Origin of the sequence: Streptomyces sp. NBC_01288 (assembly GCF_035982055.1) — a bacterium.
In the GTDB taxonomy this organism is placed as follows: Bacteria; Actinomycetota; Actinomycetes; order Streptomycetales; family Streptomycetaceae; genus Streptomyces.
Genome location: NZ_CP108427.1, coordinates 5793448 through 5818852 on the forward strand (window position 1 = coordinate 5793448; position 25405 = coordinate 5818852).

Consider the following 25405-nt stretch of genomic DNA (forward strand, 5'->3'; position numbering starts at 1 on the left):
GATCTCGGAGTTCGGTACTCAGAGCGCGGCGACGGGTGTGAACCGCACCGGCAGTTCGGTCAGTCCGCGCAGCCACGGCGAAGGTCTCCGCGTGAGGGACTCGGCCGGTACCGCCAGGTCGATGTCCGGGAGCCGGTCCAGGACGACCTCGATGCCCGTCCGCGCGATCACCTCGGCCACCTCCTGCGCCGGGAACGGACACCGGTGCTCCCCGTGCCCGAAGGAGAAGTGCGCGTTGTTGCCGCCGGTGAGCGCGGAGCCGTCGGTGCGGACCTGGGGGTCGGAGTTGGCGCCTTGGAGGCCCAGCAGGAGCAGATCGCCCGCGCGGATACGGCGGCCGCCGAGCTGCGTGTCGCGGGAGGCCCAACGGCCGGCCACGTTCTGCGTCGGGGTGTCCTCCCACAGGACCTCGTTCATCGCCTCGGCGACACTGTTGCGGCCGCCGAACAGCGAGGCCGCGAAACGGTCGTCGGTCAGCATCAGGCGCAGCGAGTTGCCGATCCAGTCGGCGGTCGGCTGGTGGCCCGCCGCCATCATCACCATCAAGTCCTGGGCGATCTCGATGTCGTTGAAGCCGGACTCGTGCGTCAGCATCCTCGACACGACGTCGTCGGCCGGCGCTTCCTTCCGGTCGGCCAGCAACTGCCCCATGGACGTGGCCAGATGGGTCTGCCCGGCGATCGCCCGCTCGCGGCCGTCGATCATGTCGTTGAGCGCGGTCACCAGCCCCGAACCCTGCTCGTCCCGGAAGCCGTAGAGCCGGGCCAGGACCCGTACCGGCAGCAGCATCGCGTAGTCACCGACGATGTCCGTCTCGCCCTTGGCGCAGATCCCGTCGATCAGTTCGTCGGCGAACTTCTCGGTGTAGGACCGGAGTTCGGACGGGTCGACGGCCTCCAGCGCGTCGCTGATCATGCCGACGCGCTCGCGGTGCCGTTCGCCGACCGTGTAGAGGATCGACGGCTGCTTACGGCCGATCATCGGCAGCAGCGGCCAGTCGTCGGGGATGCCGTCCCACTGGTTCCACAGGTCGGAGTCACGGCTGAACAGCACGGGATCGCCGGTGACTTGGTGCAGCTCGCGGTAGCCGAGCACCAGCCAGGCCGGGACGTCGCCGTCGAGCACCACGGGGGTCACGGCGCCGTGCTCGCGCCGCATCTCCCGGTACAGCTGCGCCGGTTCGGTCTGGAACCTGGGTCCACTCAGCGGTACGGGCGCGGTCACAGGGCCAACTCCTGGTGAGGGGCGGGGACTTGGGGGCGGGCGGGGCCCTGGCCGTCGTAACGGCCCTTGCTGTGTTGGTCCTTGACGTGCTCGACCAGGGTGATCAGGACTTGTTTCGCGGACGCGCGGGAGCGGGCGTCGCAGTCCAGGAGGGGGACGTGCGGGTCGAGGTCGAGGGCCTCGCGGATCTGCTGCGGGGCGTAGGTCGGGCCGCCGAAGTCGTTGCAGGCCACGATGAAGGGGGTGCCGTGGTGTTCGAGGCGGTCGATCGCGTACCAGGAGTCGCCGATGCGGCGGGTGTCGACGAGGACGACCGCGCCGAGCGTCCCGGAGAAGAGACGGTCCCAGAGGAACCAGAACCTCTCCTGGCCCGGGGCACCGAACAGGTACAGCACATTGCGGGCGTCGAGCGTGATGCGGCCGAAGTCGAAGGCGACGGTGGTCGCGGACTTGCCGCGCACTTCGCTGATGTCGTCGACGGCCTCGCCGGCCTTCGTCATCGTCTCCTCGGTGTTGAGGGGACGTATCTCGCTGACCGAGCGGACCAGCGTGGTCTTGCCGACGCCGAAGCCGCCGACGACCACGATCTTCAAGCCGTTGTCGGCGGAGGCACCCAAGGGGGTGCGCGCGTCAGAGGTTGCGGAGTCCAACGAGCACCTGTTCCAGGACGTCGGGATCGAGATCGGCCTTGCGCGGATGGCGGGCGCTGACCCGGCCGGCCGCGAGAAGGTCGGAGAGGAGGATCTTGGTGATGGACACCGGGAGCTTCAGTTCGGCCGCCAACTCGACGACGGCCGTGGGGTGTTCGGTGATCCGCAGGATCGCCGCGTGCTCCGACTGCATCCCGGTCGCCGGATCGCACTCGGCGACCACGAGGGTCACCAGGTCGAACGGGCTGTCCGGGCCGGAACGGGTGCGGCCTCCGGTGAGCGTGTAGAGGCGGTCGGGTGAGTCGTCCCTGCCGGGGCGGCTCATCACGAACGGGGTTCCGCGCGCAGGTGCTCGCCGAGCTGTTCCACCAGCTCGCTCATGTTGTGCCCGATCAGCCCCGCGTCCGCGTCCTCGGTGGTGACCAGGGCCAGATGCGCGCCCTCGCCCGCCTCGACGATGAACAGCACCCCGCCGTAGAACTCCGTCATCGCGGAGCGCACACCCCCGCTGCCGTCGCCGAACTCCACGGACGCGCCGTGCGACAGCGACTGGATCCCGGCGGCGATCGCGGCGAGCTGGTCGGCCTGGTCGACGGAGAGTTCGGGCGTCCGGCACAGCTTCAGGCCGTCCCGCGACAGCACGAGCGCGTGCCGCGCGCCCGGGGTGCGCTCCAGGAGGCCCTCGATGAGCCAGGTGAGCTTCTCGTCGGCGGTCGTCGTGCCGGTCATGAGGTGGGGTTGCCTTCCGAGTGGGAGAGGGAGGGGGTGGGCTCTGCTGATACGGGGCTGTCCGCCGGTACGGTGCTGTCCGCGTCGGTGCCGGACGCGCGCGTGCCCTGGTCGGTCGCCGCCTCGCGTACGGCCTGGCGGAAGCTGTTGAAGCGGGCGGTGCGGGCGAGGGTGTCGTCGGCGGAGGGGGCCGGACGGGGCGTTTCGGGCACCGGGGACTCGGCACGCGTGCGTGCGCGCTCGGCTTCCGCGAGTGCCTGACCCCGGCGACGCTTGGGCAGGCCTTCGGGCAACGCGTTCGCTACGTCCGTCACCGCGTCGGCGAGGACCCCGCGCTCCGGCGACTCGTGCGTGGGCACCGGGTCCGGGTCCAGATCGGCGAGGGTGCGCCCGGCGGCGTAGGACATCCACGGATGGTCCCGGACGGAGGCCGCGGGCGCGGCAACCGCCTCCGGATCCACCGGTGTCGACGACGGTGACGGCGACGGCTCGGGAAGGTCCAGGGACACCTGCGGTGTCGGCGCGTCCTGGGGCACCAGGATGTCCTGCGGTACGAGCATCAGGACGCCGGTGCCGCCCCGCGCGGAGGGCCGGTACGACACCTTCAGGCCGTACTTGCGGGCCAGCCGGCCGACGACCGCGAGGCCGAGCCGGGTGCCGGTGAGACCGCCAAGCTCGGTGGAGTCGCCGGACACGGCCCGCTCGGCGCGGCGCAGCTGGATGTCGCCCATGACCAGGCCGCTGTCCTCCACCGAGAGGATGACCCCGGCGGGCACTTCTTCTACGTAGACGTGCACTTCGGCGCTCGGCGGCGAGAAGTTCGCGGCGTTGTCGAGGAGTTCGGCGAGCGCGTGCATCACGCCCTCGGCCGCGTGCCCGGCGACGGCGGTGTCGCTCGCGGAGTGCACGCGCACGCGTTGATAGCCGCTGATCCGGCCCATCGCGCCGCGCAGGATCGACTCCATGGCGATCGGGCGGGCCCAACGGCGGCCGGACCGGGCGCCCGTGAGGACGGCGACGGAGTCGGCGATACGGCCCGCCTGCGCGGTGCGGTGGTCGAGGTGGAGCAGGTCGGCGAGAACGTCCTCGTCCGAGTGCCGCTCCTCCATGGCGCGCAGGTCGGCGAGCATGCCGGTGGCCAGCGCCTGCATCCGGCCCGCCGCGTTGGCGGTCGCGGAGAGCGCGGCGGCCCGCTCGTGGGAGTCCCGGCGGGCCTTCTCGGACAGCTGCTTGTTCGCGGCGGTCAGCCGGGCGCGCTCCAGCTCGCTCTCCTCCGTGAGACGGCCGCGCTCCTCCGCGAAGGAGGTGGTGAGCCGCATGCGCTCCTGGGAGAAGTCGGAGGTCAACCGGGCGCGTTCCTGCGAGAGTTCCGCGGTCAGCCGGGCCCGCTCGTGGGTCAGCTCCTCGGTCAGCTGCACGCGCTCCCGGTCGAAGTCCGTGCTCAGCCGGGCCCGTTCCTGCAACAGCCGCCCCGCGTCCAGGGTGACGGCCTCCAGGCGGCGGCGGGTGATCCGGGCCGTCTGATACGCGTGCGCGGCGAGCGCGACGGCCGCGCACAGCAGCAGCGCGCCGGCACCGGCACCGCAGGCGACCGCGAGGCGCTTCGAGCCGGGTGTCACATAGACCGCGCCGGCGACCGCGAGCCCGGCCAGCACGGCGGTGAACACAGGGACGGGGGCGATGGTGCGGAAGGTGGGTCGTTCGCCGGGAAGTATGGGGGCGGTCATGAAGGGGGTCCTCGGTCGGGTCCTCGGGCGTCTTTGGTCGTGGTCCTCAGTCGTCCTCGGTCGTGTCCTCGGGGGGTGCTCGTCGGGTTCCTGGGCGAGAAGCGACTCCGGGTGCTCAACTGACGGTCACTATATGAGAATTAGTGATCGAACTGGGTGGGTTCTGGATGCGTTTACGGAATCGGTGCCCCGTGGGCGCGAAGTTTCCCGGAACGTTTCGCCAGATGCCGGGCGGTCACTGTCAGTGGTCGGGTGCATGCTGGGGGCATGGCGGATCTTGAGGCGGAGCTGCGCAGGACCGTCCGGGGCGAGGTGGGTTTCGACGTCACGTCCCGGGCGCTGATGACGATGGACGCGTCCAACTACCGACGCGTCCCGCTGGGTGTCGTCGCACCTCGTGACGCCGACGACGTGGCGGCGACGCTCGCGGCCTGCCGGGCGCACGGGGTGCCGGTGGTGGCCCGCGGCGGCGGCACGTCCATCGCCGGCCAGGCGACGGGCACGGGCGTGGTCCTGGACTTCACCCGCCACATGAACGGCCTGGTGTCCCTGGACCCCGCCTCCCGCACGGCGGTCGTCCAGCCCGGCCTGGTCCTCGACCGCCTCCAACAGGCCGCCGCCCCCCACGGGTTGCGCTTCGGCCCCGACCCCTCGACCCACAGCCGCTGCACCCTCGGCGGCATGATCGGCAACAACTCCTGCGGCTCCCACTCGGTCGCCTGGGGCACGACGGCGGACAGCGTGAGCGACCTGTCCGTGATCACCGCGCGCGGGGATCTTCTGCGCCTCGGCCGCGACTGGGCGGGCGCCCCGGAGGGCCTACGCCCCCTCGCGGAGGCCGAGTCGGCCCGCCTGCGCACCGGCTTCCCGGACCTCCCCCGCCGCATCTCGGGCTACGCCCTGGACGCCCTCCTCCCCGAGAACGGCGCGGACGTGGCCCGCTCCTTCTGCGGCAGCGAGGGCACGCTGGGCATCCTCACGGAGGCGGTCGTACGCCTTGTCGAGGCACCCCGCGCACGTGCGTTGGCGGTACTCGGGTACGCCGACGAGAGCGCGGCGGCGGAGGCGGCGGCGGGACTGCTGCCTTTCGCGCCGCTCACCGTCGAGGGCATGGCGGCCGACCTGGTCCGCTCCACGGCCGACCTCCCCCGGGGCGGCGCCTGGCTGTTCGTCGAGACCGGCGGCGACACGGAGGCGGAGGCACGCGCGCGTGCGGAGACCATCGTCCGCGCGGCCGACGTCCTCGACTCCCTGGTGGTGACCGACCCTTCGGGCCAACGGGCCCTGTGGCGCATCCGCGAGGACGCGAGCGGTGCGGCGACGCGCATGCCTGGGGGCACCTCCCAGCCCCCAGGGGCTGGGGGAGGCTCAGAGGCGTGGCCGGGCTGGGAGGACTGCGCGGTGCCACCGGCTCAACTGGGCCCGTATCTCCGCGACTTCAGGGGCTTGCTGGTCGCGCATGGCCTACGGGGCACGCCGTACGGCCACTTCGGGGACGGCTGCATCCACGTCCGCATCGACTTCGACCTGCTGACGGAGGCGGGGGTGGCCCGCTTCCGCCGATTCTCCGAGGAACTGGCCGAGTTGGTGACCGCGCACGGCGGCTCGCTCTCCGGGGAACACGGGGACGGGCAGGCACGAGCGGAACTCCTGCCGAAGATGTACGGCACCGAGATGGTGACGTTGTTCGAGCGGGTCAAGGGAGTCTGGGACCCGGACGACCTCCTCAACCCCGGGATGCTGGTGCGCCCCGCCCCGCTGGACACGAACCTCCGCTTCTCGGTCCTGCCCCGCAAGCCGGTGGACGTGGTGTTCGGCTACCCGTCCGACGGCGGCGACTTCTCGGCGGCGGTACGGCGCTGCGTCGGGGTGGCCAAGTGCCGTACGACAGAGGCGAACGGGCCCTCGGTGATGTGCCCGTCGTTCCGAGCGACGGGCGAGGAGGCGCACTCCACGCGCGGGCGTGCCCGACTCCTCCACGAGATGCTCGCGGGCGAACTGGTCACCGACGGCTGGCAGTCGACCGAGGTCCGGGACGCGCTGGACCTGTGCCTGTCCTGCAAGGGCTGCCGCACGGACTGCCCGGTCGGGGTCGACGTGGCCACGTACAAGGCGGAGTTCCTGCACCACCACTACGAGGGCAGGCGCAGGCCCGCGGCCCACTACGCGATGGGCTGGCTGCCGCGCTGGCTCCGGCTGGTGGCGCGCACGCGTACGGCGTGGCTGGTCAACTCCCTTGCTTCCGTACGGCCGTTGGCGTCGCTGGCGAAACGGCTGGGCGGGATCGCGGGGGAGCGGGGGATTCCGCGGGTGGCGGGGACGACGTTCACGCGGGCGTGGCGACGGGACGCGAGAGCAGGGGAGCCTGGTCGAGAGCGTGTCTTCCTGTGGCCGGACACCTTCACGGAACACCTCTCGCCGGAGGTCGGGCAGGCGGCGGTGCGGGTGCTGGAGGCGGCGGGGCTGGACGTGTTTCCGGTGACGGCGCTTCCGCTGACGGCGGGGAAGCCGGTGTGCTGCGGCCTGACCTACGTCTCGACGGGCCAACTGGACCGCGCCCGCGCGGTGATGAGCCGCACACTGGACGCGATGGGCGAGCTCCCGGGCACGGGGGATGTGCCCATCGTCGTCCTGGAACCGAGCTGCGCGGCGGCCCTCCGCACGGACCTCCCGGAGTTGCTGCCGGACGACCCACGGGCGGCCCGCCTGTCCGCCTCGGTCCTCACCTTCGCCGAGGCTCTGGAACGCCTGGCCCCCGACTGGACCCCACCCCACATCAACCGCCCCACGGTCGGCCAGACCCACTGCCACCAGCACGCGGTACTGGGCGACGCCCCCGACCGCCGCCTGCGCGAGGCGGCCGGCCTGACGGGCGAACTGGCGGGCGGCTGCTGCGGGTTGGCGGGCAACTTCGGCTTCGAGAAGGGCCACTACGAGGTGTCGACGGCATGCGCGGAGGAACAACTCCTCCCGGCGGTACGCCAGGCCCCGGACGGCGCGGTGGTCCTGGCGGACGGCTTCTCGTGCCGCACACAGCTGGAGCAGCTGGCGGGGGTACGGGGCCGGCACCTGGCGGAGGTCCTGGCGGACGCGCTGGAGGAAGAGGGCAAGTGACCGACGAACTGACCCGAGTCGCCGTCCTCTCCGACATCCACGGAGTGCTCCCCGCCCTGGAAGCGGTCCTCGCCGAACCGGAGGTGGCCGCCGCCGACCGCATCGTCCTCACCGGCGACATCACGGCGGGCCCCCAACCGGCGGAAGTAGTAGACCTGTTGAGAGCCGAGGCCGACCGGGTGCTGTGGATCTCGGGCAACGCCGACCGCGAACTGGTCGAGTACCGCAGAGGCGAACGCGCCGACATCCCCGACCCCATCGCCCCCTACGCGGCAACCGCCCTCCGCCCCGACCAGATCGATTTCCTGGCCGCCCTCCCCAAGACGCTCACCCTCCCGATCCGAGGCCTGGGCAAGGTCCTGTTCTGCCACGCGACGCCCCGGGACGACGAGGAGGTCGTCCTGGTCGACTCCCGCCCCGCCCGCTGGACGGAGGTCCTCACCGGCCTCGACGACGACATCCGCACGATCGTCTGCGGCCACACCCACATGCCGTACGTCCGCCTCGCCCACGGCCGCCTGATCGTCAACCCCGGCAGCGTCGGCATGCCCTACGGCCGCCCCGGCGCCCACTGGTGCCTGCTCGGCCCCGGCACGGACCTGCGTGTGACGCCGTACGACATCCCGGCGGCGATCGACCGTCTCACCCGCGAGTCCGGCTACCCGGAGATCGCCGAGTGGGCCGACTACTTCCTCAACGCGCGGGCGTCGGACCTGGACGCGCTGGAGGCGTTCGGACCCCGGGACGGGCGCGGGTGACTGCCTAGGCTGGCCGTTCGACCACGGTTTCGATCCGCCAGGGAGCCCGCGTATGACCAACCTCCGTCTCCGCCCCATCACCCCCGCCGAACACCTCGCCTTCATCGCCGCCCGCCCCTCCGCCAGCCATATGCAGGTGCCGTCGTGGGGTGCGGTGAAGCCCGACTGGCGGGCGGAGAGCCTGGGGTGGTTCGAGGAGGCGAGCGGGCAACTGGTCGGCGTGGGGCTGGTGTTGTACCGGCCCGTGCCCAAACTCAAGAAGTACCTCGCGTACCTGCCCGAGGGTCCGGTCATCGACTGGCACGCCGCCGATCTCGACCGCTGGCTCGACCCGATGCTCGCGCACCTCAAGTCGCAGGGCGCGTTCACCGTGAAGATGGGCCCGCCCGTCGTCGTACGCCGCTGGAGCGCGGACGCGGTGAAGGCGGCGATCGCCGACCCCGACGCTCGCCGGCTGAAGGACGCCGCGCCCACGTCGTACGAACCGCGTGCCTACGAGGTCGCCGACCGCCTGCGCCGCGCGGGCTGGCAGCAGACGGAAGCCGGGGGAGAGGACGGCTTCGCGGCCGGGCAGCCCCGGTACGTCTTCCAAGTGCCGTTCGCGGGACGCTCGTTGGACGACATCCACCGCGGCCTCAACCAGCAGTGGCGGCGCAACATCAAGAAGGCCGAGAAGTCCGGCGTGAAGGTGGTCCAGGGCGGCTACGACGAACTCCCCGCCTTCTACGAGCTGTACGCCGAGACCGCCGAGCGCGACCGTTTCATCCCGCGCCCGCTGCCCTACTTCCAGCGCATGTGGACCGCCCTCACCGCCGAACACCCCGACCGCATGCGCCTCTACCTCGCCCACCACGACGGCGAGATCCTCGCCGCGGCCACGATGCTGACGGTGGGCCGGCACGTCTGGTACTCCTACGGCGCCTCCACCAGCCGCCGCCGCGAGGTGCAGCCCAACAACGCGATGCAGTGGCGCATGATGACCGACGCCCATCAACTCGGCGCCGACGTATACGACTTCAGGGGCATCACCGACACCCTGGAGGAGTCCAACCATCTGCTGGGGCTGCTGCGTTTCAAGGCCGGCGCGGGTGGAGAGGCCGTCGAGTACCTGGGGGAGTGGGACTTCCCCCTCAACCGGCTGCTGCACAAGGCGCTGGACCTCTACATGGCGCGCCGCTGAGGGCCGGACGGCCTCGGGCAGGCCCTCGCTTGAGGGCGGAAGCACAGGTTCATTAAGGCTGCTCTCAGGTTTATTAGAGAACTCTCAGGTTGGCGGGCGTAACTCAGGATTCGCAAAGGTATTCACAGCCCATGTTTGCCGTTCGCTCGACGACTTTGCTGCGACTTGGCTACAGGCCCGTGTAAGTTTCTGGGTGTCGGGAATTCCCCGGGCGGTAAAACGCTCGACTTTGACGCACAAATTCCACTGCACAACCTAGGAGTTCGGAATGGGCCTCAACAAGCTCGCCCCGCTGCCCAAGCCCAAGAAGCAGCAGCTGCCGCCCCCGCCCCCGAAGCCGCGCAAGAAGCACCAGCCGAAGCCCCTGCCGAAGCCGCTGCCCGGCCAGGACAGCTGAACCGGCAGTAGAGGGAGGGCCGACCCACGCAGTCGGCCCTCTTTTCTTTCCTGAATTCGAAAATCCAAGGAATTCTGATGACGGAAAGCGAGCGTATTGTGGACATGGATGCGGATGAGGAAGACCTCGAATACGACGAGGACTACGGAACTCCCACCATTCCCGCCCGCACCGCTTTCCGCCGTTTCTGGCCGCTGACCCGCGGCCTCAGACGCTGGCTGGTCCTCGTCTGGGTGTGCACGGTGATCGGCGCGCTCGCCGAGACCGAGGCCATCCTCCTCTTCGCCGACCTCACCGACCGCGCCCTCGCGAAGGGCTCGCTGAGCGCGTTCTGGAGCCCGGCCGTGAAATGGCTGGGCGTCGCGATCGTCGGCGCGTTCGTCTCGTACGCCGGCAACTCCCTTGCCGCGTGGGCCACCGAACGCTTCGTGATGAGACTGCGCGAGCATGTCTTCGACCACGTACAGCAGTTGCCCCCGCACTTCTTCCAACGGCACCGCCAGGGCGACCTGTTGTCGCGCCTCACCGGCGACGTCGAGGCGATCGAGACCCTCGTCGTGTCCGGTGTCATCGGTACCGCCTCCGCGCTCTTCTCGGCCCTCTTCTACGCCGCCGCCGCGTTCTGGCTGCGCTGGGACCTGGCCGCCGCCACCTTCGTCCTCGCCCCCCTCTTCTGGCTCGCGGCCCGCCGCTTCTCCGGCTCCATCAAGGACGTATCGCGCGAGGGCCGGGTCGCCGACGGCGCGATCACCTCCGTCGTCGAGGAGTCCCTCGGCAACATCGTCCTCACCCAGGCCTACGGCCGCCGCGACGCCGAACGCCGCCGCCTGAACGAGGAGGCCGGCGCCTGGTTCCGCGCCTCCGTCCGCTCGACCCGGCTCAACGAGGCGTACGAGCAACTTGTCTCCGTCATCGAGACCGTGTGCGTGCTCGCCGTCATCGGCATCGGCGCTTGGGAGATCTCCACCGGCCGCATGACCCTCGGCCAACTCCTCGCGTTCTCCGCCTTCTTGGGCTACCTCTACCCGCCCGTCCGCGGCCTGGCCCAACTCGGCCTCACCATCACGGCCGCCACCGCGGGCGCCGAACGCCTCATCGAGATCCTCGACGTACGCCCGTCCGTCGCCGACCCCGCCCGCGACTCCGAGACCGGCCGCCCCGACGGCACGGTCGAACTCCGCGACGTCACCTTCAGCTACCCGGGCGCGGACAGCACCGCGCTGGAGGGCCTCTCCTTCACCGTCAACCCAGGCGAACTGGTGATCGTCACGGGCCCAAGCGGCGCCGGCAAGTCCACCGTCTCCAAAATGCTCCTCCGCTTCTACGACCCCGACGCGGGCGACGTCCTCCTCGACGGCGTCCCCCTGCGGGACCTCCCCCTCGCCCGCCTGCGCGAGTACGTGACCCTGCTCCCCCAGGAGACCCTGGTCCTGCACGACACCGTCCGCGCGAACATCGCCTGCGGCCGCCCCGGCGCGAGCGAGCAGGCGATCATGGACGCGGCTGTCGCCGCCGACGCCCATGAGTTCATCCTCCGCCTCCCCGACGGCTACGACACGAAGGTCGACCCCAACTCGGCCCGCCTGTCCGGCGGTCAGCTCCAACGCCTGGCGATCGCCCGCGCGATCCTGCGCGACGCCCCGGTCCTGGTCCTCGACGAACCGACCACCGGCCTGGACTCGATGGCGGCCCGCCGGGTCGTGAAGCCTTTGCGCCGACTGATGGCGGGCCGTACGACCATCGTGATCACCCACGACCTCAACCTCGCCCCCGACGCCGACCGCATCCTGGTCGTGGACCGGGGCCGGATCGTGGAGACGGGCCGGCACGAGGAGTTGATGGCGCGGGGCGGGGCGTACTCGCGACTGCACCGCTCGCAGAACAACGCGGTGATGGACACCGGGGAGCTCCGGTTGCCGTCGTTCGCGGAGGCGGGCGTGGGCTACGGGTACTCCTCGGCACCGGTCTTCGTCGAGAGCTGGGTACCGCAGACGCACGCACCGACGTACGAGCCGCCGTATCAACCGCCCCACCCGCAGACCGAGTACCCGGACTACTCCGATCCCCTCTTCGGGCCCATGCCCACCACCCTCCCCGATGGCCGGCCCCTGTTCCGGGACTAGGCCCAGTGCCCAGTGACAGCTGCATAGAGGGTTCTCACACCTGTCGAAGTCCATTACCATGGACCGAGCAGTGCATCGTGATGGACGAATGCGCGCTGAACCGAGCCCTGGAAGCCCCCGTGAGCATCCCCAGTACGTCGACCCCCGCCCCCGTGGCCAACCCGACCGCCGACTCGACCGCGGCTCCGTCCCGCAGAGGTTCGCTCGGGCCGGTGGGGCTGGTGCTGGCCGGGGGGATCTCGGTGCAGTTCGGTGGCGCGCTGGCGGTGACGCTGATGCCGCGGGTGGGTGCGCTGGGCGTGGTCACGCTCCGCCTGCTGGTGGCCGCGGTGGTCCTGCTCGTGATCTGCCGCCCGAGCCTGCGGGGTCACTCACGGGCGGACTGGAGCACGGTCGTCGTCTTCGGCATCACCATGGCCGCGATGAACGGCCTCTTCTACCAGTCACTGGCCCGCATCCCCCTGGGACCGGCGGTGACGCTTGAGGTGCTGGGCCCGCTAGCCCTCTCCGTCCTGACATCCCGGCGCGCGCTGAACGCGGTCTGGGCGGGTCTCGCCCTGGCAGGAGTCTTCCTCCTCGGCGGCGGAGGCTTCAGCAGCCTGGACCCTGTAGGCGTGGCCTTCGCCCTAGGGGCCGGCGCGATGTGGGCCACGTACATCATTTTCAGCGCTCGCACGGGCCGTCGCTTTCCGCAGGCCGACGGTTTGGCACTGGCGATGGTCGTGGCGGCGGTGGTGTTCCTGCCGCTCGGCATCGCGGAGTCAGGCACAAAGCTACTCAACCCGACGACGATCGCCCTCGGATCCGCAGTGGCGATCCTGTCCTCGGTCCTCCCCTACACGCTCGAACTCCTGGCCCTGCGCCGCCTCCCGTCCTCAACCTTCGCCATCCTGATGAGCCTGGAACCAGCCGTAGCGGCAACAGCAGGCTTCCTGATCCTCCACCAGGCCCTATCCGTCCCCGAAGCCATGGCCATCACGCTGGTCATCGCGGCGAGTATGGGGGCGGTACGGACACAGGTGGGCCGGGGGAAGGCGAAAGTAGAGGCGTAGGTGACCGTTGGGCCACTCGCTTCTTGGTCAGTGTCGTGCTTCCACGGCCCGAGTAAAGGGCGCTCCGCTGCGCTACGCGTCGCCTTCGGCGATGGCCCTGCGGGCCACCCTTGACTAGGGCCGCTCCAGCCCGTTTCAGAAGCGAGCGAGCGGCCCGGAGGAACGGGTGGCCAGGTAGGGACCCCCTTGCCTGAACCGTGTTGCCGACCGGCACTGAGGGGCGCGCTCGCGTCTCGCCTGCACGCCGGGCTGGCTTAGCGGCTACCCGCCGGTGGAGTGGGAGGCGCGACACGAGTGGAGAGTGCAGGGGGGCATGCTGCCGTCCGGCCTGCACGCGGCCTCGGCTTGAGCGACCGACGCCGGGTGGGTAGGTGCTGGAAGCCGGGGGTAAATCTAACCACCGTCGCCACCTTTGACCGGTTAGAAAAGACCACAGGCTGCGGAGAGTGGTGGGGGAAGAGCCCAGCAGGGAAGGGCCAGCGGGATGGGTGGCAGCACCCAACCGCACTCCCCACCCACTCACCGTTGGCCGCTAAGCCGGCCCGGCGTGCGGGCGAGACCTCAACGCGTCGCACTCGCCCCGGCCCCGCCCTGTCCTCTCTGGAAGCTGTGTCTATTTCTAACCAGTCACAGCCCACAACGGTGGTTAGATTTACCCCCGGCTTCCAGTAGCCACCCATCCGCCCATCCACCGTTGGCCGCTGAGCCGGCCCGGCGTGCTGGCGAGACGCGAGCGCGCCCCCAGGCGCCGGGCCGGAACGCGGTACAGGCACGGGGATTCTTGCCTGGCCACCCATCCCTCGGGGCCGCCCGCTCGCTTCTGAAACGGGATTGAGGGAGGTGAGTCAAGGGTGGAGCGGAGCGGAATCGGCGTAGCCGACGCGACCGCAGGGAGCGCCCTTTACTCGGCTCCCGCAATCCCGACACTGACCAAGAAGCGGGCGGCCCAACGGTCACATCACAGCTCAGGGCCATAGTGCTCCCCCCGGGTCCCCTCATCCCGCCCCGTTTAATAATGCAAGCACGCTTGATTGTTTCTGGTGCCCCTGCCATGCTCCCTCCATGTCCGATCCGACGCGCGTGTTCGACGACCTGCGTGAGGAGAGCGAGGAACTCGACCGGCTGGTAGCCGAGTTGAGGCCGGAGGGCTGGGCCTTCGAGACGCCCGCTGCCCGCTGGACCGTCGCCCACCAGATCGCCCACCTGGCCTGGACCGACCACTCCGCCCTGCTCGCCGTGACGGACGGGGAAGCGTTCCGCGCGCTGGTCGAGAAGGCGCTCGCCGCACCCGAGACGTTCGTGGACGAGGGTGCGCAGGAGGGGGCCGCCAAGACGCCCGCCCAGCTCCTCGCCGACTGGCGGGCCGGGCGGACGGCCCTGCTGGCAGCCCTGTACGCCGCACCCACAGGAGTCCGTTTCCCCTGGTACGGGCCACCCATGTCGGCCGCCTCCATGGCCACCGGTCGGCTTATGGAGACCTGGGCCCATGGCCAGGATGTCGCCGACGCGGTCGGTGTGGTCCGGCCACCTACGGACCGGCTCCGGCATGTGGTGCGCATCGGCGTGCGCGCACGTGACTTCGCCTTCGGTGTGCATGGGCTCACCCCGCCGAGCGAGGAGTTCCGTGTCGAACTCCGCGCGCCCTCCGGTGAGTTGTGGGTCTGCGGCCCGGAAGACGCACCGCAACGCGTCACCGGCCCCGCCCTCGATTTCTGCCTCCTCGTCACCCAGCGAGCCCACCGCACCGACCTCGCCGTGGAAGCGGCCGGCCCCGACGCCGATCGCTGGCTCGACATCGCCCAGGCCTTCGCGGGACCCCCCGGCGCCGGGCGCCCGCCGAAGGAGAAAGGAGCCGGACAGTGACGTCCACCGCTGCCCCCCTCCGCATAGGCAACGCCTCCGGCTTCTACGGCGACCGCTTCGACGCCCTCCGAGAGATGCTCACCGGCGGCCAACTCGACGTCCTCACCGGTGACTACCTCGCCGAGCTGACCATGCTCATCCTCGGCCGGGACCGCCTGAAGGACCCCGGCGCCGGGTACGCCCGTACCTTCCTCAAGCAGTTGGAGGAGTCTCTCGGGCTCGCCCAAGAGCGCGGGGTGCGGATCGTCACCAACGCCGGGGGACTCAATCCCGCTGGACTCGCCGACGCCGTACGGAAGTTGGCCGACCGGCTCGGGATCGCCGTACGGGTCGCGCATGTCGAGGGGGACGATCTCGCCGGGCGGTATCCGGACGCCCTTGCCGCGAACGCCTATCTGGGTGGCTTCGGGATCGCCGCTTGCCTGGATGCGGGGGCCGACGTCGTGGTCACCGGGCGGGTCACCGATGCCGCCCTGGTCACCGGGCCTGCCGTCGCTCACTTCGGGTGGCGGGCCGACGACCACGACCGGCTCGCGGGGGCCGTGGTCGCCGGACATGTGCTGGAGTGCGGGACCCAGGCGACCGGCGGCAACTACGCCTTCTTCACCGAGCACGCGCCCGAAAAGCTCCGCCGCCCCGGCTTTCCGCTCGCCGAGATCCATGAGGACGGCTCCTGCGTCATCACCAAACACCCGGGCACGGGCGGAGTCGTGGACCTCGGCACCGTCACCGCGCAACTCCTCTACGAGACGCACGGCGCGCGGTACGCAGGGCCCGATGTCACCGCCCGCCTCGACACCGTACGGCTCAGTGAGGACGGGACAGGGGCCGGGCCCGACCGGGTTCGGATCGAGGGCGTGCGGGGAGAGGCTCCGCCGCCGAGCCTCAAGGTCGGGCTCAACCGGCTGGGCGGCTTCCGCAACGAGGTCACCTTCGTGCTCACCGGCCTCGACATCGAGCGCAAGGCCACGCTCGTCCGGGAGCAGATGGAGGCCGCGTTCGGCGAGGGGAACGCCAAGTCCCGGCCCGGTGAACTCCGTTGGGATCTCGCCCGTACCGACCATGCGGACGCCTCCACCGAGGAGACCGCCAGCGCACTGCTGCGGCTCGTCGTGCGGGATGCCGATCCGGAGGTCGTCGGGCGGGCGCTGAGCGCCGCCGCCGTCGAACTCGCACTGGCCAGTTACCCCGGCTTCCATGTGCTGACCCCACCTGGAAAGGGAGCGCCCTATGGCGTCTTCGATGATGTGTATGTCCCCCATGGCGCCGTCGACCATATGGCCGTCCTCCACGACGGGCGCCGGATTCCTGTGGCCCCGGCCCACGACACCCGCGTACTGGAAGACGTTCCGCAGCCGGCCCTCCCCGAGCCTCCGCCGGACGGGCCCACGGCGCGGGCGCCCCTTGGTCTGGTCGCCGGGGCCCGTAGCGGTGACAAGGGAGGGAACGCCAACGTGGGGGTGTGGGCGCGTACGGATGAGGGGTGGCGCTGGCTCGCCCATGCGCTGACCGTCGAGAGGTTCAGGCAACTCCTGCCGGAGACCGCCGAGTTGGGGGTCACGAGGCATGTCCTGCCCAACCTCCGTTCTCTCAACTTCGTCGTCGAGGGGATTCTCGGCGAGGGCGTCGCCGCCCAGCATCGTTTCGATCCGCAGGCCAAGGCCCTGGGCGAATGGCTGCGTTCCCGCCGTCTGGACATACCGGAGGCACTCCTGTGACCGTCCTTTCGACCGCCCTGGACACCAACGGTCCCGACTACACGGCCCACCGCGAGGCCATGCTCGCCAAACTCGGCGAACTCGACGCCGAGCACGCGAAGGCTCTCGCCGGTGGCGGGCCGAAATACGTCGAACGGCACCGCAAGCGCGGCAAGTTGCTCGCCCGCGAGCGCGTCGAGCTGCTCCTCGACCCCGACACGCCCTTCCTCGAACTGTCCCCGCTCGCCGCCTGGGGCAGCGACTACGCGGTCGGCGCCTCCCTCGTCACCGGCATCGGGGTGGTGGAAGGCGTGGAGTGCCTGATCACCGCCAACGACCCCACCGTGCGCGGCGGGGCCAGCAACCCCTGGTCGCTGAAGAAGGCCCTGCGCGCCAACGACATCGCCCTCGCCAACCGCCTCCCCTGCATCAGCCTCGTCGAGTCCGGCGGCGCGGATCTCCCGTCCCAGAAGGAGATCTTCATCCCGGGCGGCGCCATCTTCCGCGACCTCACCCGCCTCTCGGCCGCCGGCATTCCGACGATCGCCGTCGTCTTCGGCAACTCGACCGCCGGCGGCGCGTACATCCCCGGCATGTCCGACCACGTGATCATGGTCAAGGAACGGGCGAAGGTGTTCCTCGGCGGGCCGCCGCTCGTGAAGATGGCGACCGGCGAGGAGAGCGACGACGAATCGCTCGGCGGCGCCGAGATGCACGCGCGCGTCTCGGGCCTCGCGGACCACTTCGCCGTGGACGAGCAGGACGCCCTGCGCCAGGCACGCCGCGTCGTCGCCCGCCTCAACCACCGCAAGGCGTACGGCGATCCGGCCCCGGCGGCACCCCCCAAGTACGACGAGGACGAGCTACTGGGCATCGTCCCGGGGGACCTGAAGACCCCCTTCGATCCTCGCGAGGTCGTCGCCCGGCTCGTAGACGCCTCCGACTTCGACGAGTTCAAGCCCCTCTACGGCACGAGCCTCGTCACCGGTTGGGCCACCCTGCACGGCTATCCGGTCGGCATCCTGGCGAACGCCCAAGGCGTCCTCTTCAGTCAGGAGTCCCAAAAGGCCGCCCAGTTCATCCAGTTGGCCAACCAGCGCGACATCCCGCTGCTCTTCCTGCACAACACCACCGGCTACATGGTCGGCAAGGAGTACGAACAGGGCGGCATCATCAAGCACGGCGCGATGATGATCAACGCCGTCAGCAACAGCCGCGTACCGCATCTGTCCGTGCTCATGGGCGCCTCCTACGGCGCCGGCCACTACGGCATGTGCGGCCGCGCCTACGACCCCCGCTTCCTCTTCGCCTGGCCCAGCGCCAAGTCCGCCGTCATGGGCCCCCAACAGCTCGCCGGCGTCCTGTCGATCGTCGCCCGCCAGTCGGCCGTAGCGAAGGGGCAGCCCTACGACGACGACGCGGACGCGGCGTTGCGCGCCATGGTGGAGCAGCAGATCGAGTCCGAGTCCCTGCCGATGTTCCTGTCGGGGCGGCTGTACGACGACGGTGTCATCGACCCGCGCGACACCCGCACCGTCCTCGGCCTGTGCCTGTCCGCCATCCACACCGCGCCCTACGAGGGCGCGCGCGGTGGCTTCGGCGTCTTCCGGATGTGAGGGCCATGACCGACATGAGGGACCACATGATCGCGACCGTCCTTGTCGCCAACCGGGGCGAGATCGCCTGCCGGATCTTCCGCACCTGCCGCGAACTCGGCATCCGCACGGTCGCCGTCCACTCGGACGCCGACGAGCACGCGCTCCACACACGCGTGGCCGACGCCACGGTACAGCTCCCCGGCTCGACGCCCACGGACACGTACCTGCGCGGGGAGTCGATAGTGAAGGCGGCCGTCGCCGCAGGCGCGGACGCCGTGCACCCCGGCTACGGCTTCCTCTCCGAGAACGCCGACTTCGCCCGCGCCGTCCAGGCCGCCGGCCTGCTCTGGATCGGCCCCCCGCCCGAGGCGATCGAGGCCATGGCCTCCAAGACCCGCGCCAAACAACTCATGGGCATCGCCCCCCTGGAACACGTCACCGAGGCCGACCTCCCCGTCCTGGTGAAGGCGGCGGCGGGTGGTGGCGGGCGCGGCATGCGGGTCGTACGCCAACTCGCGGACCTGCCATCCGAGTTGACGGCGGCACGCGCCGAGGCGATGAGCGCCTTCGGCGACGGCGAGGTCTTCGTCGAGCCCTACGTGGAAGGCGGCCGACACGTCGAGGTCCAGATCCTCGCCGACACCCACGGCACGGTCTGGCCCCTCGGCACCCGCGACTGCTCCCTCCAACGCCGCCACCAGAAGGTGATCGAGGAGTCCCCGGCCCCGGGCCTACCGGATCAACTCGCGCAGGAACTCGGTGAGTTGGCGGTACGCGCCGCCCGCGCGGTCGCCTACGAAGGCGCCGGAACGGTCGAGTTCCTGATCTCCCCCGACAACAAGGCCCACTTCCTGGAGATGAACACCCGCCTCCAGGTCGAACACCCGGTGACAGAAGCCGTGTTCGGCATCGACCTCGTGGCCCTGCAACTACGCATCGCGGAGGGCGAGCCCCTGGAAAACGACCCCCCGAACCCGCGCGGCCACGCCATAGAAGCCCGCCTCTACGCCGAGGATCCGTCCCACGACTGGACCCCCCAGACCGGCACCCTGCACCGCATAGCCGTCCCGAACGGCGTCCGCCTCGACACGGGTTACACCGACGGCGACACCATAGGCATCCACTACGACCCGATGCTCGCCAAGGTCGTAGCCCACGCCCCCACCCGCGCCGAAGCCCTCCGCAAACTCGCCGGCGCCCTGGAACGGACGACAATCCACGGCCCGATCACCAACCGCACCCTCCTCGTCAACTCCCTACGCCACAAGGAGTTCACGACGGCCCACATGGACACGGGTTTCTACGACCGCCACCTCCCGGAACTCGCAGAGGCCACCCCCGACCCGCATGCCCCCCTCGCGGCAGCCCTCGCCGACACCCACGGCCGCTCCCGCTTCGGAGGAGGCGCCTGGCGCAACCTCCCCTCCCAGCCCCAGACCAAGCGCTACGCCATGGGCGACACCGAGTGCGAGGTCCAGTACCGCCACACGAGGGAGGGCCTGACGGCGGACGGGGTGCGGGTCATCCACGCGGACGCCGAGCGAGTCGTACTCGAACTGGACGGTGTGAGGCGGAAGTTCGAGGTCGCGAGCTACGGCGACGACCAGGTGTACGTGAACGCAACGACCCTGACAGCCCTCCCTCGCTTCCCCGACCCAGCCGCCCAACTGGCCCCCGGCTCCCTCCTGGCCCCCATGCCGGGCACGGTGGTGAGAGTGGCAGACGGCCTGATGGTAGGAGCCCAAGTAGCCGCAGGCGAACCGTTGTTGTGGCTAGAGGCAATGAAGATGGAACACAAGATCACGGCGCCGGTAACGGGCAATCTGACGGCTCTGAACGCTGTACCCGGCCAACAGGTACAGCTCGCCGATCTATTGGCGGTAGTAGAGCCCACCTAAGGGGCGCGGGGAACTGCGCGACCAGCCACGACGAGGGAGTCACATGTCCACTACCGAAACCGAAGAACACAAGGCCCTACGTGCAGCCGTCTCCACCCTGGGCAAACGCCACGGCCGCACCTACGACCGAGAACAACTCTGGTCCGAGGCAGCCAAACTCGGCTACCTAGGCGTCAACCTCCCCGAGGAATACGGCGGCGGAGGCGGCGGCATCTCCGAACTCTCCATCGTCCTGGAGGAGTTGGGAGCAGCCGGCTGCCCCCTCCTCATGATGGTCGTGTCACCAGCAATCTGCGGAACGGTAATCGCCCGCTTCGGCACAGAAGCCCAAAAGCAAACCTGGCTCCCCGCCCTGGCGGACGGCACCCGAACCATGGCCTTCGGCATCACAGAACCGGACGCCGGCTCCAACAGCCACCGCATCACCACCACAGCCCGCAAAGACGGAACAGACTGGCTCCTCACCGGCCGCAAGGTCTTCATCTCCGGCGTCGACCTGGCCGACGCGACCCTCATAGTCGGCCGCACAGAAGACTCCCGCACAGGCCGCCTGAAGCCCTGCCTGTTCATCGTCCCGCGAGACGCCCCCGGCTTCACCCGCCGCCAGATAGACATGGAACTCCAGGCGGTGGAGAAGCAGTTCGAGCTGACCCTGGACGACGTACGACTCCCGGCGGACGCACTGGTCGGAGACGAAGACGCCGGCCTGCTCCAACTCTTCGCCGGTCTCAACCCCGAACGCATCATGACCGCCGCCTTCGCGATCGGCATGGGCCGCTACGCGCTGGCCCGAGCCATCGAGTACGCCCGCGACCGCACCGTATGGGACGCCCCCATCGGCGCCCACCAGGCCATCGCGCACCCCCTCGCCCAGGCGCACATCGACCTCGAACTCGCCCGCCTGATGATGCAGAAGGCGGCGTACCTGTACGACGCCGGTGACGACGTGGGTGCGGGCGAGGCCGCCAACATGGCCAAGTACGCGGCCGGCGAGGCCTGCGTGCGGGCGGTGGACCAGTCCGTGCACACCCTCGGCGGCAACGGCCTCACGCGGGAATTCGGGCTCGCCTCATTGATAACCGCCGCGCGCGTGGCTCGTATTGCTCCGGTGAGCCGGGAGATGATTCTCAACTACGTCTCCCACCAGACCCTGGGCCTGCCCAAGTCGTACTAGCCCAGGGCCCGAAGCCCGCCACAAGCCCAGTGCCGCGCCAGGAGGAACCATGTTCCGCAGCGAGTACGCAGACGTTCCGGCCGTCGAACTCCCCATCCACGACGCGGTGTTGGCCCGAGCCGCCGAGTTCGGCGACGAACCCGCGCTGGTGGACGGCACGGACGGCACCACGCTCACGTACACCCAACTCGACGCGTTCCACCGGCGGATCGCGGCCGGCCTCGCGGACGCGGGCGTGCGCAAGGGGGACGTCCTCGCCCTGCACAGCCCCAACACGGTGGCTTTCCCGCTGGCGTTCTACGCCGCCACGCGCGCGGGTGCCTCCGTCACGACGGTGCACCCGCTCGCCACCCCGGAGGAGTTCGCCAAGCAGCTGCGCGACTCGGCGGCCCGCTGGATCGTCACCCTGTCACCGCTCCTGGACGCGGCACGCCGTGCCGCCGAACTCGCGGGCGGCGTCGAGGAGATATTCGTCTGCGACAGCGCGCCCGGCCACCGCTCCCTCGCCGACATGCTCGGCTCCACGGCCCCCGAGCCGACGGTCGACATCGACCCGGTGACGGACGTGGCGGCTCTCCCGTACTCCTCGGGCACGACCGGCACTCCCAAGGGTGTGATGCTCACCCACCGTCAAATAGCGACGAACCTGGCCCAGTTGGAGCCCGCGGTCCCCACCGGCCCAGGCGACCGCATCCTCGCCGTGCTCCCCTTCTTCCACATCTACGGTCTGACGGCCCTGATGAACGCCCCCCTGAGGAAGGGCGCCGCGGTCGTGGTCCTCCCGCGCTTCGAGCTGGAGACCTTCCTCGCGGCCATCGAGAACCACCGCATCACCGGCCTCTACGTGGCCCCGCCCATAGTCCTGGCCCTCGCCAAGCACCCCGCGGTCGCGCAGTACGACCTCTCGTCCCTCAAATACATCATCAGCGCCGCCGCCCCTCTCGACGCGAACCTCGCCGCCGCCTGCTCCCACCGCCTGGGCCTGCCGCCCGTAGGCCAGGCGTACGGCATGACGGAACTGTCCCCGGGGACCCACGTGGTCCCCGTACGGGACATGCCCACCGCACCCCCGGGAACCGTCGGCAAGCTCATCGCCGGCACCGAGATGCGGATCGTCTCCCTCGACGACCCCGACAAGGACCTCGGCATCGGCGAGGCGGGCGAACTCCTCATCCGCGGCCCCCAGGTGATGAAGGGCTACCTCGGCCGTCCCGACGACACCGCCGCGATGATCGACCAGGACGGCTGGCTGCGCACCGGGGACGTCGGCTACGTGGACGACGGCGGCTGGACGTTCGTCGTGGACCGCGTCAAGGAACTCATCAAGTACAAGGGCTTCCAGGTGGCCCCCGCCGAACTGGAGGCCCTCCTGCTCACCCACCCCGGCATCGCCGACGCGGCCGTCGTGGGCGAGTACAACGACGACAACAACGAGGTCCCGCACGCGTACGTGGTCCGCCACCCGACCGCCCCCGACCTCTCCCAGAGCGAGGTCCTGATGTACGTCGCCGAACGCGTCGCCCCGTACAAACGCGTCCGCATCGTCACCTTCATCGAGGCCGTCCCCCGAGCCGCCTCCGGCAAGATCCTGCGCCGGGAACTGCGAGGCCGCGCATGACGCTGATCGGTCGTACCCGCGCGCGTGGCATCGAGACCCTGAGCCTGGACTCACCGGACACCAGGAACGCGCTGTCGGCGTCCCTGGTAAGCGAGTTGGCGGACGCGCTGACGGAGTGCGGGAAGGACGCCGGCGTACGGGCGATCGTCCTCACCCACACCGGCAACACGTTCTGCGCGGGCGCGGACCTACGGGACCCGCCGCCCCCGGACGCCCTGGTGGCCGTACTCCGCCAGATCGTCGAACTCCCGAAGCCGGTGGTGGCGCGAGTGACAGGCCACGTAAGGGCAGGCGGCGTAGGCCTGTTGGCGTCCTGCGACATAGCGGCAGCGTCGACCGCGTCAGCCACCTTCGCCTTCACAGAGGTACGGATCGGAGTGGCCCCGGCGGTGATCTCCCTCCCTCTTCTTCCCCGCACGGACCCCCGAGCCCTGGCCCGCTACTACCTCACCGGCGAGCGTTTCGACGCGACGGAAGCGACCCGCGCAGGCCTGCTGACGGTGGCGGGAGAGGACGTAGACGAGGCACTGGCACCGATCCTCGACGGCCTGCGCCGAGCCGCTCCCGAGGCCCTGGCCGAGACGAAACGGCTGCTCACGGCTAGGGTGCTGGAAACCTTCGACCGGGACGCGGCCGACCTGACCGCGCTCTCGGCACGGCTGTTCGGCTCCGCGCAGGCCCGCGAGGGGATGACAGCATTCCTCGAACGACGGGATCCCGCATGGGTGGTGTGAGCGCGACGACGGCGCCGGGCGCGGTCGACCGCAGACCCAAGCAGGACCGCAGCCGGGCCACCCGGCAACGCCTCCTGGAAGCCGCCGTGTCCTGCCTCGCCGAACACGGCTGGGCAGGTTCCACGGTCTCCGTCGTGGCCGAACGCGCCGGCGTCTCCCGAGGCGCCGCCCAACACCACTTCCCCACCCGCGAGGACCTCTTCACGGCGGCGGTCGAGTACGTGGCGGAAGAACGCTCCACGGCGCTGCGCACCCTGTTCCCGGAGGGCGCGGCAAACCGCCGCGCGGTGATCGACGCCCTGGTCGACCTCTACACGGGCCCCCTCTTCCGCGCGGCCCTGCACCTGTGGGTAGCCGCGTCGAACGAGGATCAACTCCGGCCCCGGGTGACGGAGTTGGAGGCGAAGGTGGGCCGCGAGACCCACCGGATCGCGGTGGAGTTGCTGGACGCGGACGAGTCCCAGCAGGGGGTGCGGGAGACAGTCCAGGGCCTCCTGGACATGGCGAGGGGCTTGGGCCTGGCCAACCTGCTCACAGACGACAGGGTCAGGCGTCAGAGGGTGGTAGCCCAATGGGCGGCCCTCCTGGAACACGCCTTGGGGTGAGTTTCCTAGGGGCGCGGGGAACTGCGCGACCAGCCCCAACGGGCCCGCAGTCGCCCACGCACCTCAGCCCCTTCTTCAGTGGGCGATATCCGCGTACCCCTCGATCGACTGGGGCCCACGAGACTCCGGCCCCACATACCGAGCAGACGGCCGCACCAGTCGCCCCGTCCGCTTCTGCTCAAGAATGTGCGCCGACCACCCGGCGGTCCGCGCACACGTGAACATCGACGTGAACATGTGCGCCGGCACCTCAGCGAAGTCGAGAACGATCGCCGCCCAGAACTCGACGTTGGTCGCCAGCACCCGATCAGGCCGCCGCGCATGCAACTCCGCGAGCGCCGCCTTCTCCAACGCCTCCGCGATCTCGAACCGCGGCGCCCCCAACTCCCGCGCGGTACGCCGCAGTACACGAGCCCGAGGGTCCTCGGCCCGGTACACCCGGTGCCCGAACCCCATCAACCGTTCACCCTTGTCGAGCGCCTGCCGCACATACGCCTCGGCATCCCCGGTCCGCTCGATCTCCTCGATCATCCCGAGCACCCGGGACGGCGCCCCACCATGCAGAGGCCCGGACATCGCACCCACGGCCCCGGACAGCGCGGCGGCGACATCAGCGCCCGTAGAGGCGATAACCCGAGCCGTAAAGGTGGACGCGTTCATCCCATGCTCGGCAGCGGACGTCCAATACGCGTCCACAGCCGCGACATGCTTGGGATCCGGCTCCCCCCGCCACCGGATCATGAACCGCTCGACGACCGAGTGCGCCTTGTCGATCTCGCTCTGCGGAACCATCGCGTTCCCCTGCCCGCGCGCGGACTGGGCGACGTACGACAGCGCCATGACGGCCGCCCGGGCGAGGTCGTCGCGCGCCTGCTCCTCGTCGATGTCGAGGAGCGGCTTGAGGCCCCACACGGGCGCGAGCATGGCCAGCGCGGACTGTACGTCGACGCGGATGTCCCCCGAGTGCACCGGGATCGGGAACGGCTCGGCGGCCGGCAGCCCGGGGTCGAAGGCGCCGTCGACGAGCAGCCCCCAGACGTTGCCGAACGAGACGTGACCGACCAGATCCTCGATGTCGACGCCCCGGTACCGCAGAGCGCCGCCTTCCTTGTCCGGTTCGGCGATCTCCGTCTCGAACGCGACGACTCCTTCGAGTCCAGGGACAAAGGAGGGGTCGAAGTCGGACATCAGGCGGCTCCTCATGCTGTGGCTCCACGGTCACGGGGGACTCGCGGGCCGAAGATAGAGACATCAGCACCATAAC

At 70.3% G+C, this 25405-nt stretch carries 20 protein-coding genes; 14 read left to right on the forward strand and 6 right to left on the reverse strand.

What is annotated here, in order from left to right:
* Nucleotides 1–18: 18 nt before the first annotated feature.
* Genes OG194_RS26170 through OG194_RS26190 form a run of 5 tightly spaced genes read right to left on the reverse strand, consistent with a single transcriptional unit; the run spans nucleotide 19 to nucleotide 4330 of the window.
* Nucleotides 19–1224 (reverse strand): cytochrome P450, encoded by a 1206-nt coding sequence (locus OG194_RS26170; RefSeq protein WP_327403234.1) that lies wholly within the window; start codon nucleotides 1222–1224, stop codon nucleotides 19–21.
* The gene (locus tag OG194_RS26175) at nucleotides 1221–1874 is read right to left on the reverse strand and encodes a GTP-binding protein (protein WP_327403235.1); all 654 of its coding nucleotides are present in this window, start codon (nucleotides 1872–1874) and stop codon (nucleotides 1221–1223) included. The genes OG194_RS26170 and OG194_RS26175 overlap by 4 nt, the downstream gene beginning before the upstream one ends.
* Nucleotides 1855–2199, reverse strand: a complete 345-nt coding sequence (locus OG194_RS26180) for a DUF742 domain-containing protein (protein ID WP_327403236.1) — start codon at nucleotides 2197–2199, stop codon at nucleotides 1855–1857. The genes OG194_RS26175 and OG194_RS26180 overlap by 20 nt, the downstream gene beginning before the upstream one ends.
* Nucleotides 2199–2603 carry a roadblock/LC7 domain-containing protein gene (locus OG194_RS26185; protein WP_317880350.1) on the reverse strand — a complete coding sequence of 135 codons (405 nt, stop codon included), beginning with the start codon at nucleotides 2601–2603 and terminating at the stop codon, nucleotides 2199–2201. The genes OG194_RS26180 and OG194_RS26185 overlap by 1 nt, the downstream gene beginning before the upstream one ends.
* Nucleotides 2600–4330: an ATP-binding protein gene (locus OG194_RS26190; protein WP_327403237.1), complete on the reverse strand. Its 1731-nt coding sequence runs from the start codon at nucleotides 4328–4330 to the stop codon at nucleotides 2600–2602. Before OG194_RS26190 ends, OG194_RS26185 begins: the two co-directional genes overlap by 4 nt.
* A 267-nt stretch (nucleotides 4331–4597) precedes the next feature.
* Here OG194_RS26190 and OG194_RS26195 point away from each other — a divergent pair, with 267 nt between their 5' ends.
* The 14 genes from OG194_RS26195 (at nucleotide 4598) to OG194_RS26260 (ending at nucleotide 24141) form a co-directional block, all read left to right on the forward strand.
* Nucleotides 4598–7444 (forward strand): FAD-binding and (Fe-S)-binding domain-containing protein, encoded by a 2847-nt coding sequence (locus OG194_RS26195; protein WP_327403238.1) that lies wholly within the window; start codon nucleotides 4598–4600, stop codon nucleotides 7442–7444.
* Entirely contained in the window at nucleotides 7441–8202 is a 762-nt protein-coding gene (locus OG194_RS26200; RefSeq protein ID WP_327403239.1) for a metallophosphoesterase family protein, read from the forward strand. The genes OG194_RS26195 and OG194_RS26200 overlap by 4 nt, the downstream gene beginning before the upstream one ends.
* A 52-nt stretch (nucleotides 8203–8254) precedes the next feature.
* The gene (locus OG194_RS26205) at nucleotides 8255–9382 is read left to right on the forward strand and encodes a lipid II:glycine glycyltransferase FemX (protein WP_327403240.1); all 1128 of its coding nucleotides are present in this window, start codon (nucleotides 8255–8257) and stop codon (nucleotides 9380–9382) included.
* Nucleotides 9383–9650: 268 nt separating this feature from the next.
* A complete protein-coding gene (locus tag OG194_RS26210) occupies nucleotides 9651–9779 on the forward strand; it encodes a hypothetical protein (protein WP_327403241.1) in 129 nt (42 codons plus the stop codon).
* Between the two features lie 104 nt (nucleotides 9780–9883).
* Nucleotides 9884–11902: an ABC transporter ATP-binding protein gene (locus OG194_RS26215; protein WP_327407211.1), complete on the forward strand. Its 2019-nt coding sequence runs from the start codon at nucleotides 9884–9886 to the stop codon at nucleotides 11900–11902.
* 80 nt (nucleotides 11903–11982) lie between these two features.
* Nucleotides 11983–12954, forward strand: coding sequence for an EamA family transporter (locus tag OG194_RS26220; protein ID WP_442811801.1), 972 nt, complete (start codon nucleotides 11983–11985; stop codon nucleotides 12952–12954).
* Nucleotides 12955–14016: 1062 nt separating this feature from the next.
* On the forward strand, nucleotides 14017–14817 hold the full coding sequence (locus OG194_RS26225) for a TIGR03084 family metal-binding protein (protein WP_327403243.1): 801 nt from the start codon (nucleotides 14017–14019) through the stop codon (nucleotides 14815–14817).
* A complete protein-coding gene (locus OG194_RS26230; protein WP_327403244.1) occupies nucleotides 14814–16535 on the forward strand; it encodes an acyclic terpene utilization AtuA family protein in 1722 nt (573 codons plus the stop codon). The genes OG194_RS26225 and OG194_RS26230 overlap by 4 nt, the downstream gene beginning before the upstream one ends.
* Nucleotides 16532–18130 (forward strand): acyl-CoA carboxylase subunit beta, encoded by a 1599-nt coding sequence (locus OG194_RS26235; protein ID WP_327403245.1) that lies wholly within the window; start codon nucleotides 16532–16534, stop codon nucleotides 18128–18130. Before OG194_RS26230 ends, OG194_RS26235 begins: the two co-directional genes overlap by 4 nt.
* Before the next feature lie 26 nt (nucleotides 18131–18156).
* The gene (locus tag OG194_RS26240) at nucleotides 18157–20010 is read left to right on the forward strand and encodes an acetyl/propionyl/methylcrotonyl-CoA carboxylase subunit alpha (RefSeq protein ID WP_327407212.1); all 1854 of its coding nucleotides are present in this window, start codon (nucleotides 18157–18159) and stop codon (nucleotides 20008–20010) included.
* 43 nt (nucleotides 20011–20053) lie between these two features.
* Entirely contained in the window at nucleotides 20054–21184 is a 1131-nt protein-coding gene (locus OG194_RS26245; protein ID WP_327403246.1) for an acyl-CoA dehydrogenase family protein, read from the forward strand.
* 49 nt (nucleotides 21185–21233) lie between these two features.
* Nucleotides 21234–22802, forward strand: a complete 1569-nt coding sequence (locus tag OG194_RS26250) for a 4-coumarate--CoA ligase family protein (RefSeq protein ID WP_327403247.1) — start codon at nucleotides 21234–21236, stop codon at nucleotides 22800–22802.
* The gene (locus tag OG194_RS26255; protein ID WP_327403248.1) at nucleotides 22799–23536 is read left to right on the forward strand and encodes an enoyl-CoA hydratase family protein; all 738 of its coding nucleotides are present in this window, start codon (nucleotides 22799–22801) and stop codon (nucleotides 23534–23536) included. Before OG194_RS26250 ends, OG194_RS26255 begins: the two co-directional genes overlap by 4 nt.
* Nucleotides 23524–24141 (forward strand): TetR/AcrR family transcriptional regulator, encoded by a 618-nt coding sequence (locus OG194_RS26260; RefSeq protein ID WP_327403249.1) that lies wholly within the window; start codon nucleotides 23524–23526, stop codon nucleotides 24139–24141. Before OG194_RS26255 ends, OG194_RS26260 begins: the two co-directional genes overlap by 13 nt.
* 75 nt (nucleotides 24142–24216) lie before the next feature.
* On the opposite strand, the gene OG194_RS26265 is transcribed toward OG194_RS26260, so the two are convergent.
* Complete coding sequence (locus OG194_RS26265) at nucleotides 24217–25329, reverse strand: citrate synthase 2 (protein WP_327403250.1); 1113 nt, start codon at nucleotides 25327–25329, stop codon at nucleotides 24217–24219.
* Nucleotides 25330–25405: the final 76 nt, after the last annotated feature.

What these genes read in the sequence shown, in the direction of transcription:
- OG194_RS26180 (WP_327403236.1), bottom strand. Translation starts at nt 2,199, where the DNA reads ATGAGCCGCCCCGGCAGGGACGACTCACCCGACCGCCTCTACACGCTC.
- OG194_RS26185 (WP_317880350.1), bottom strand. Translation starts at nt 2,603, where the DNA reads ATGACCGGCACGACGACCGCCGACGAGAAGCTCACCTGGCTCATCGAG.
- OG194_RS26190 (WP_327403237.1), bottom strand. Translation starts at nt 4,330, where the DNA reads ATGACCGCCCCCATACTTCCCGGCGAACGACCCACCTTCCGCACCATC.
- OG194_RS26195 (WP_327403238.1), top strand. Translation starts at nt 4,598, where the DNA reads ATGGCGGATCTTGAGGCGGAGCTGCGCAGGACCGTCCGGGGCGAGGTG.
- OG194_RS26205 (WP_327403240.1), top strand. Translation starts at nt 8,255, where the DNA reads ATGACCAACCTCCGTCTCCGCCCCATCACCCCCGCCGAACACCTCGCC.
- OG194_RS26210 (WP_327403241.1), top strand. Translation starts at nt 9,651, where the DNA reads ATGGGCCTCAACAAGCTCGCCCCGCTGCCCAAGCCCAAGAAGCAGCAG.
- OG194_RS26215 (WP_327407211.1), top strand. Translation starts at nt 9,884, where the DNA reads ATGGATGCGGATGAGGAAGACCTCGAATACGACGAGGACTACGGAACT.
- OG194_RS26220 (WP_442811801.1), top strand. Translation starts at nt 11,983, where the DNA reads ATGGACGAATGCGCGCTGAACCGAGCCCTGGAAGCCCCCGTGAGCATC.
- OG194_RS26225 (WP_327403243.1), top strand. Translation starts at nt 14,017, where the DNA reads ATGTCCGATCCGACGCGCGTGTTCGACGACCTGCGTGAGGAGAGCGAG.
- OG194_RS26240 (WP_327407212.1), top strand. Translation starts at nt 18,157, where the DNA reads ATGATCGCGACCGTCCTTGTCGCCAACCGGGGCGAGATCGCCTGCCGG.
- OG194_RS26245 (WP_327403246.1), top strand. Translation starts at nt 20,054, where the DNA reads ATGTCCACTACCGAAACCGAAGAACACAAGGCCCTACGTGCAGCCGTC.
- OG194_RS26250 (WP_327403247.1), top strand. Translation starts at nt 21,234, where the DNA reads ATGTTCCGCAGCGAGTACGCAGACGTTCCGGCCGTCGAACTCCCCATC.
- OG194_RS26255 (WP_327403248.1), top strand. Translation starts at nt 22,799, where the DNA reads ATGACGCTGATCGGTCGTACCCGCGCGCGTGGCATCGAGACCCTGAGC.
- OG194_RS26260 (WP_327403249.1), top strand. Translation starts at nt 23,524, where the DNA reads ATGGGTGGTGTGAGCGCGACGACGGCGCCGGGCGCGGTCGACCGCAGA.
- OG194_RS26265 (WP_327403250.1), bottom strand. Translation starts at nt 25,329, where the DNA reads ATGTCCGACTTCGACCCCTCCTTTGTCCCTGGACTCGAAGGAGTCGTC.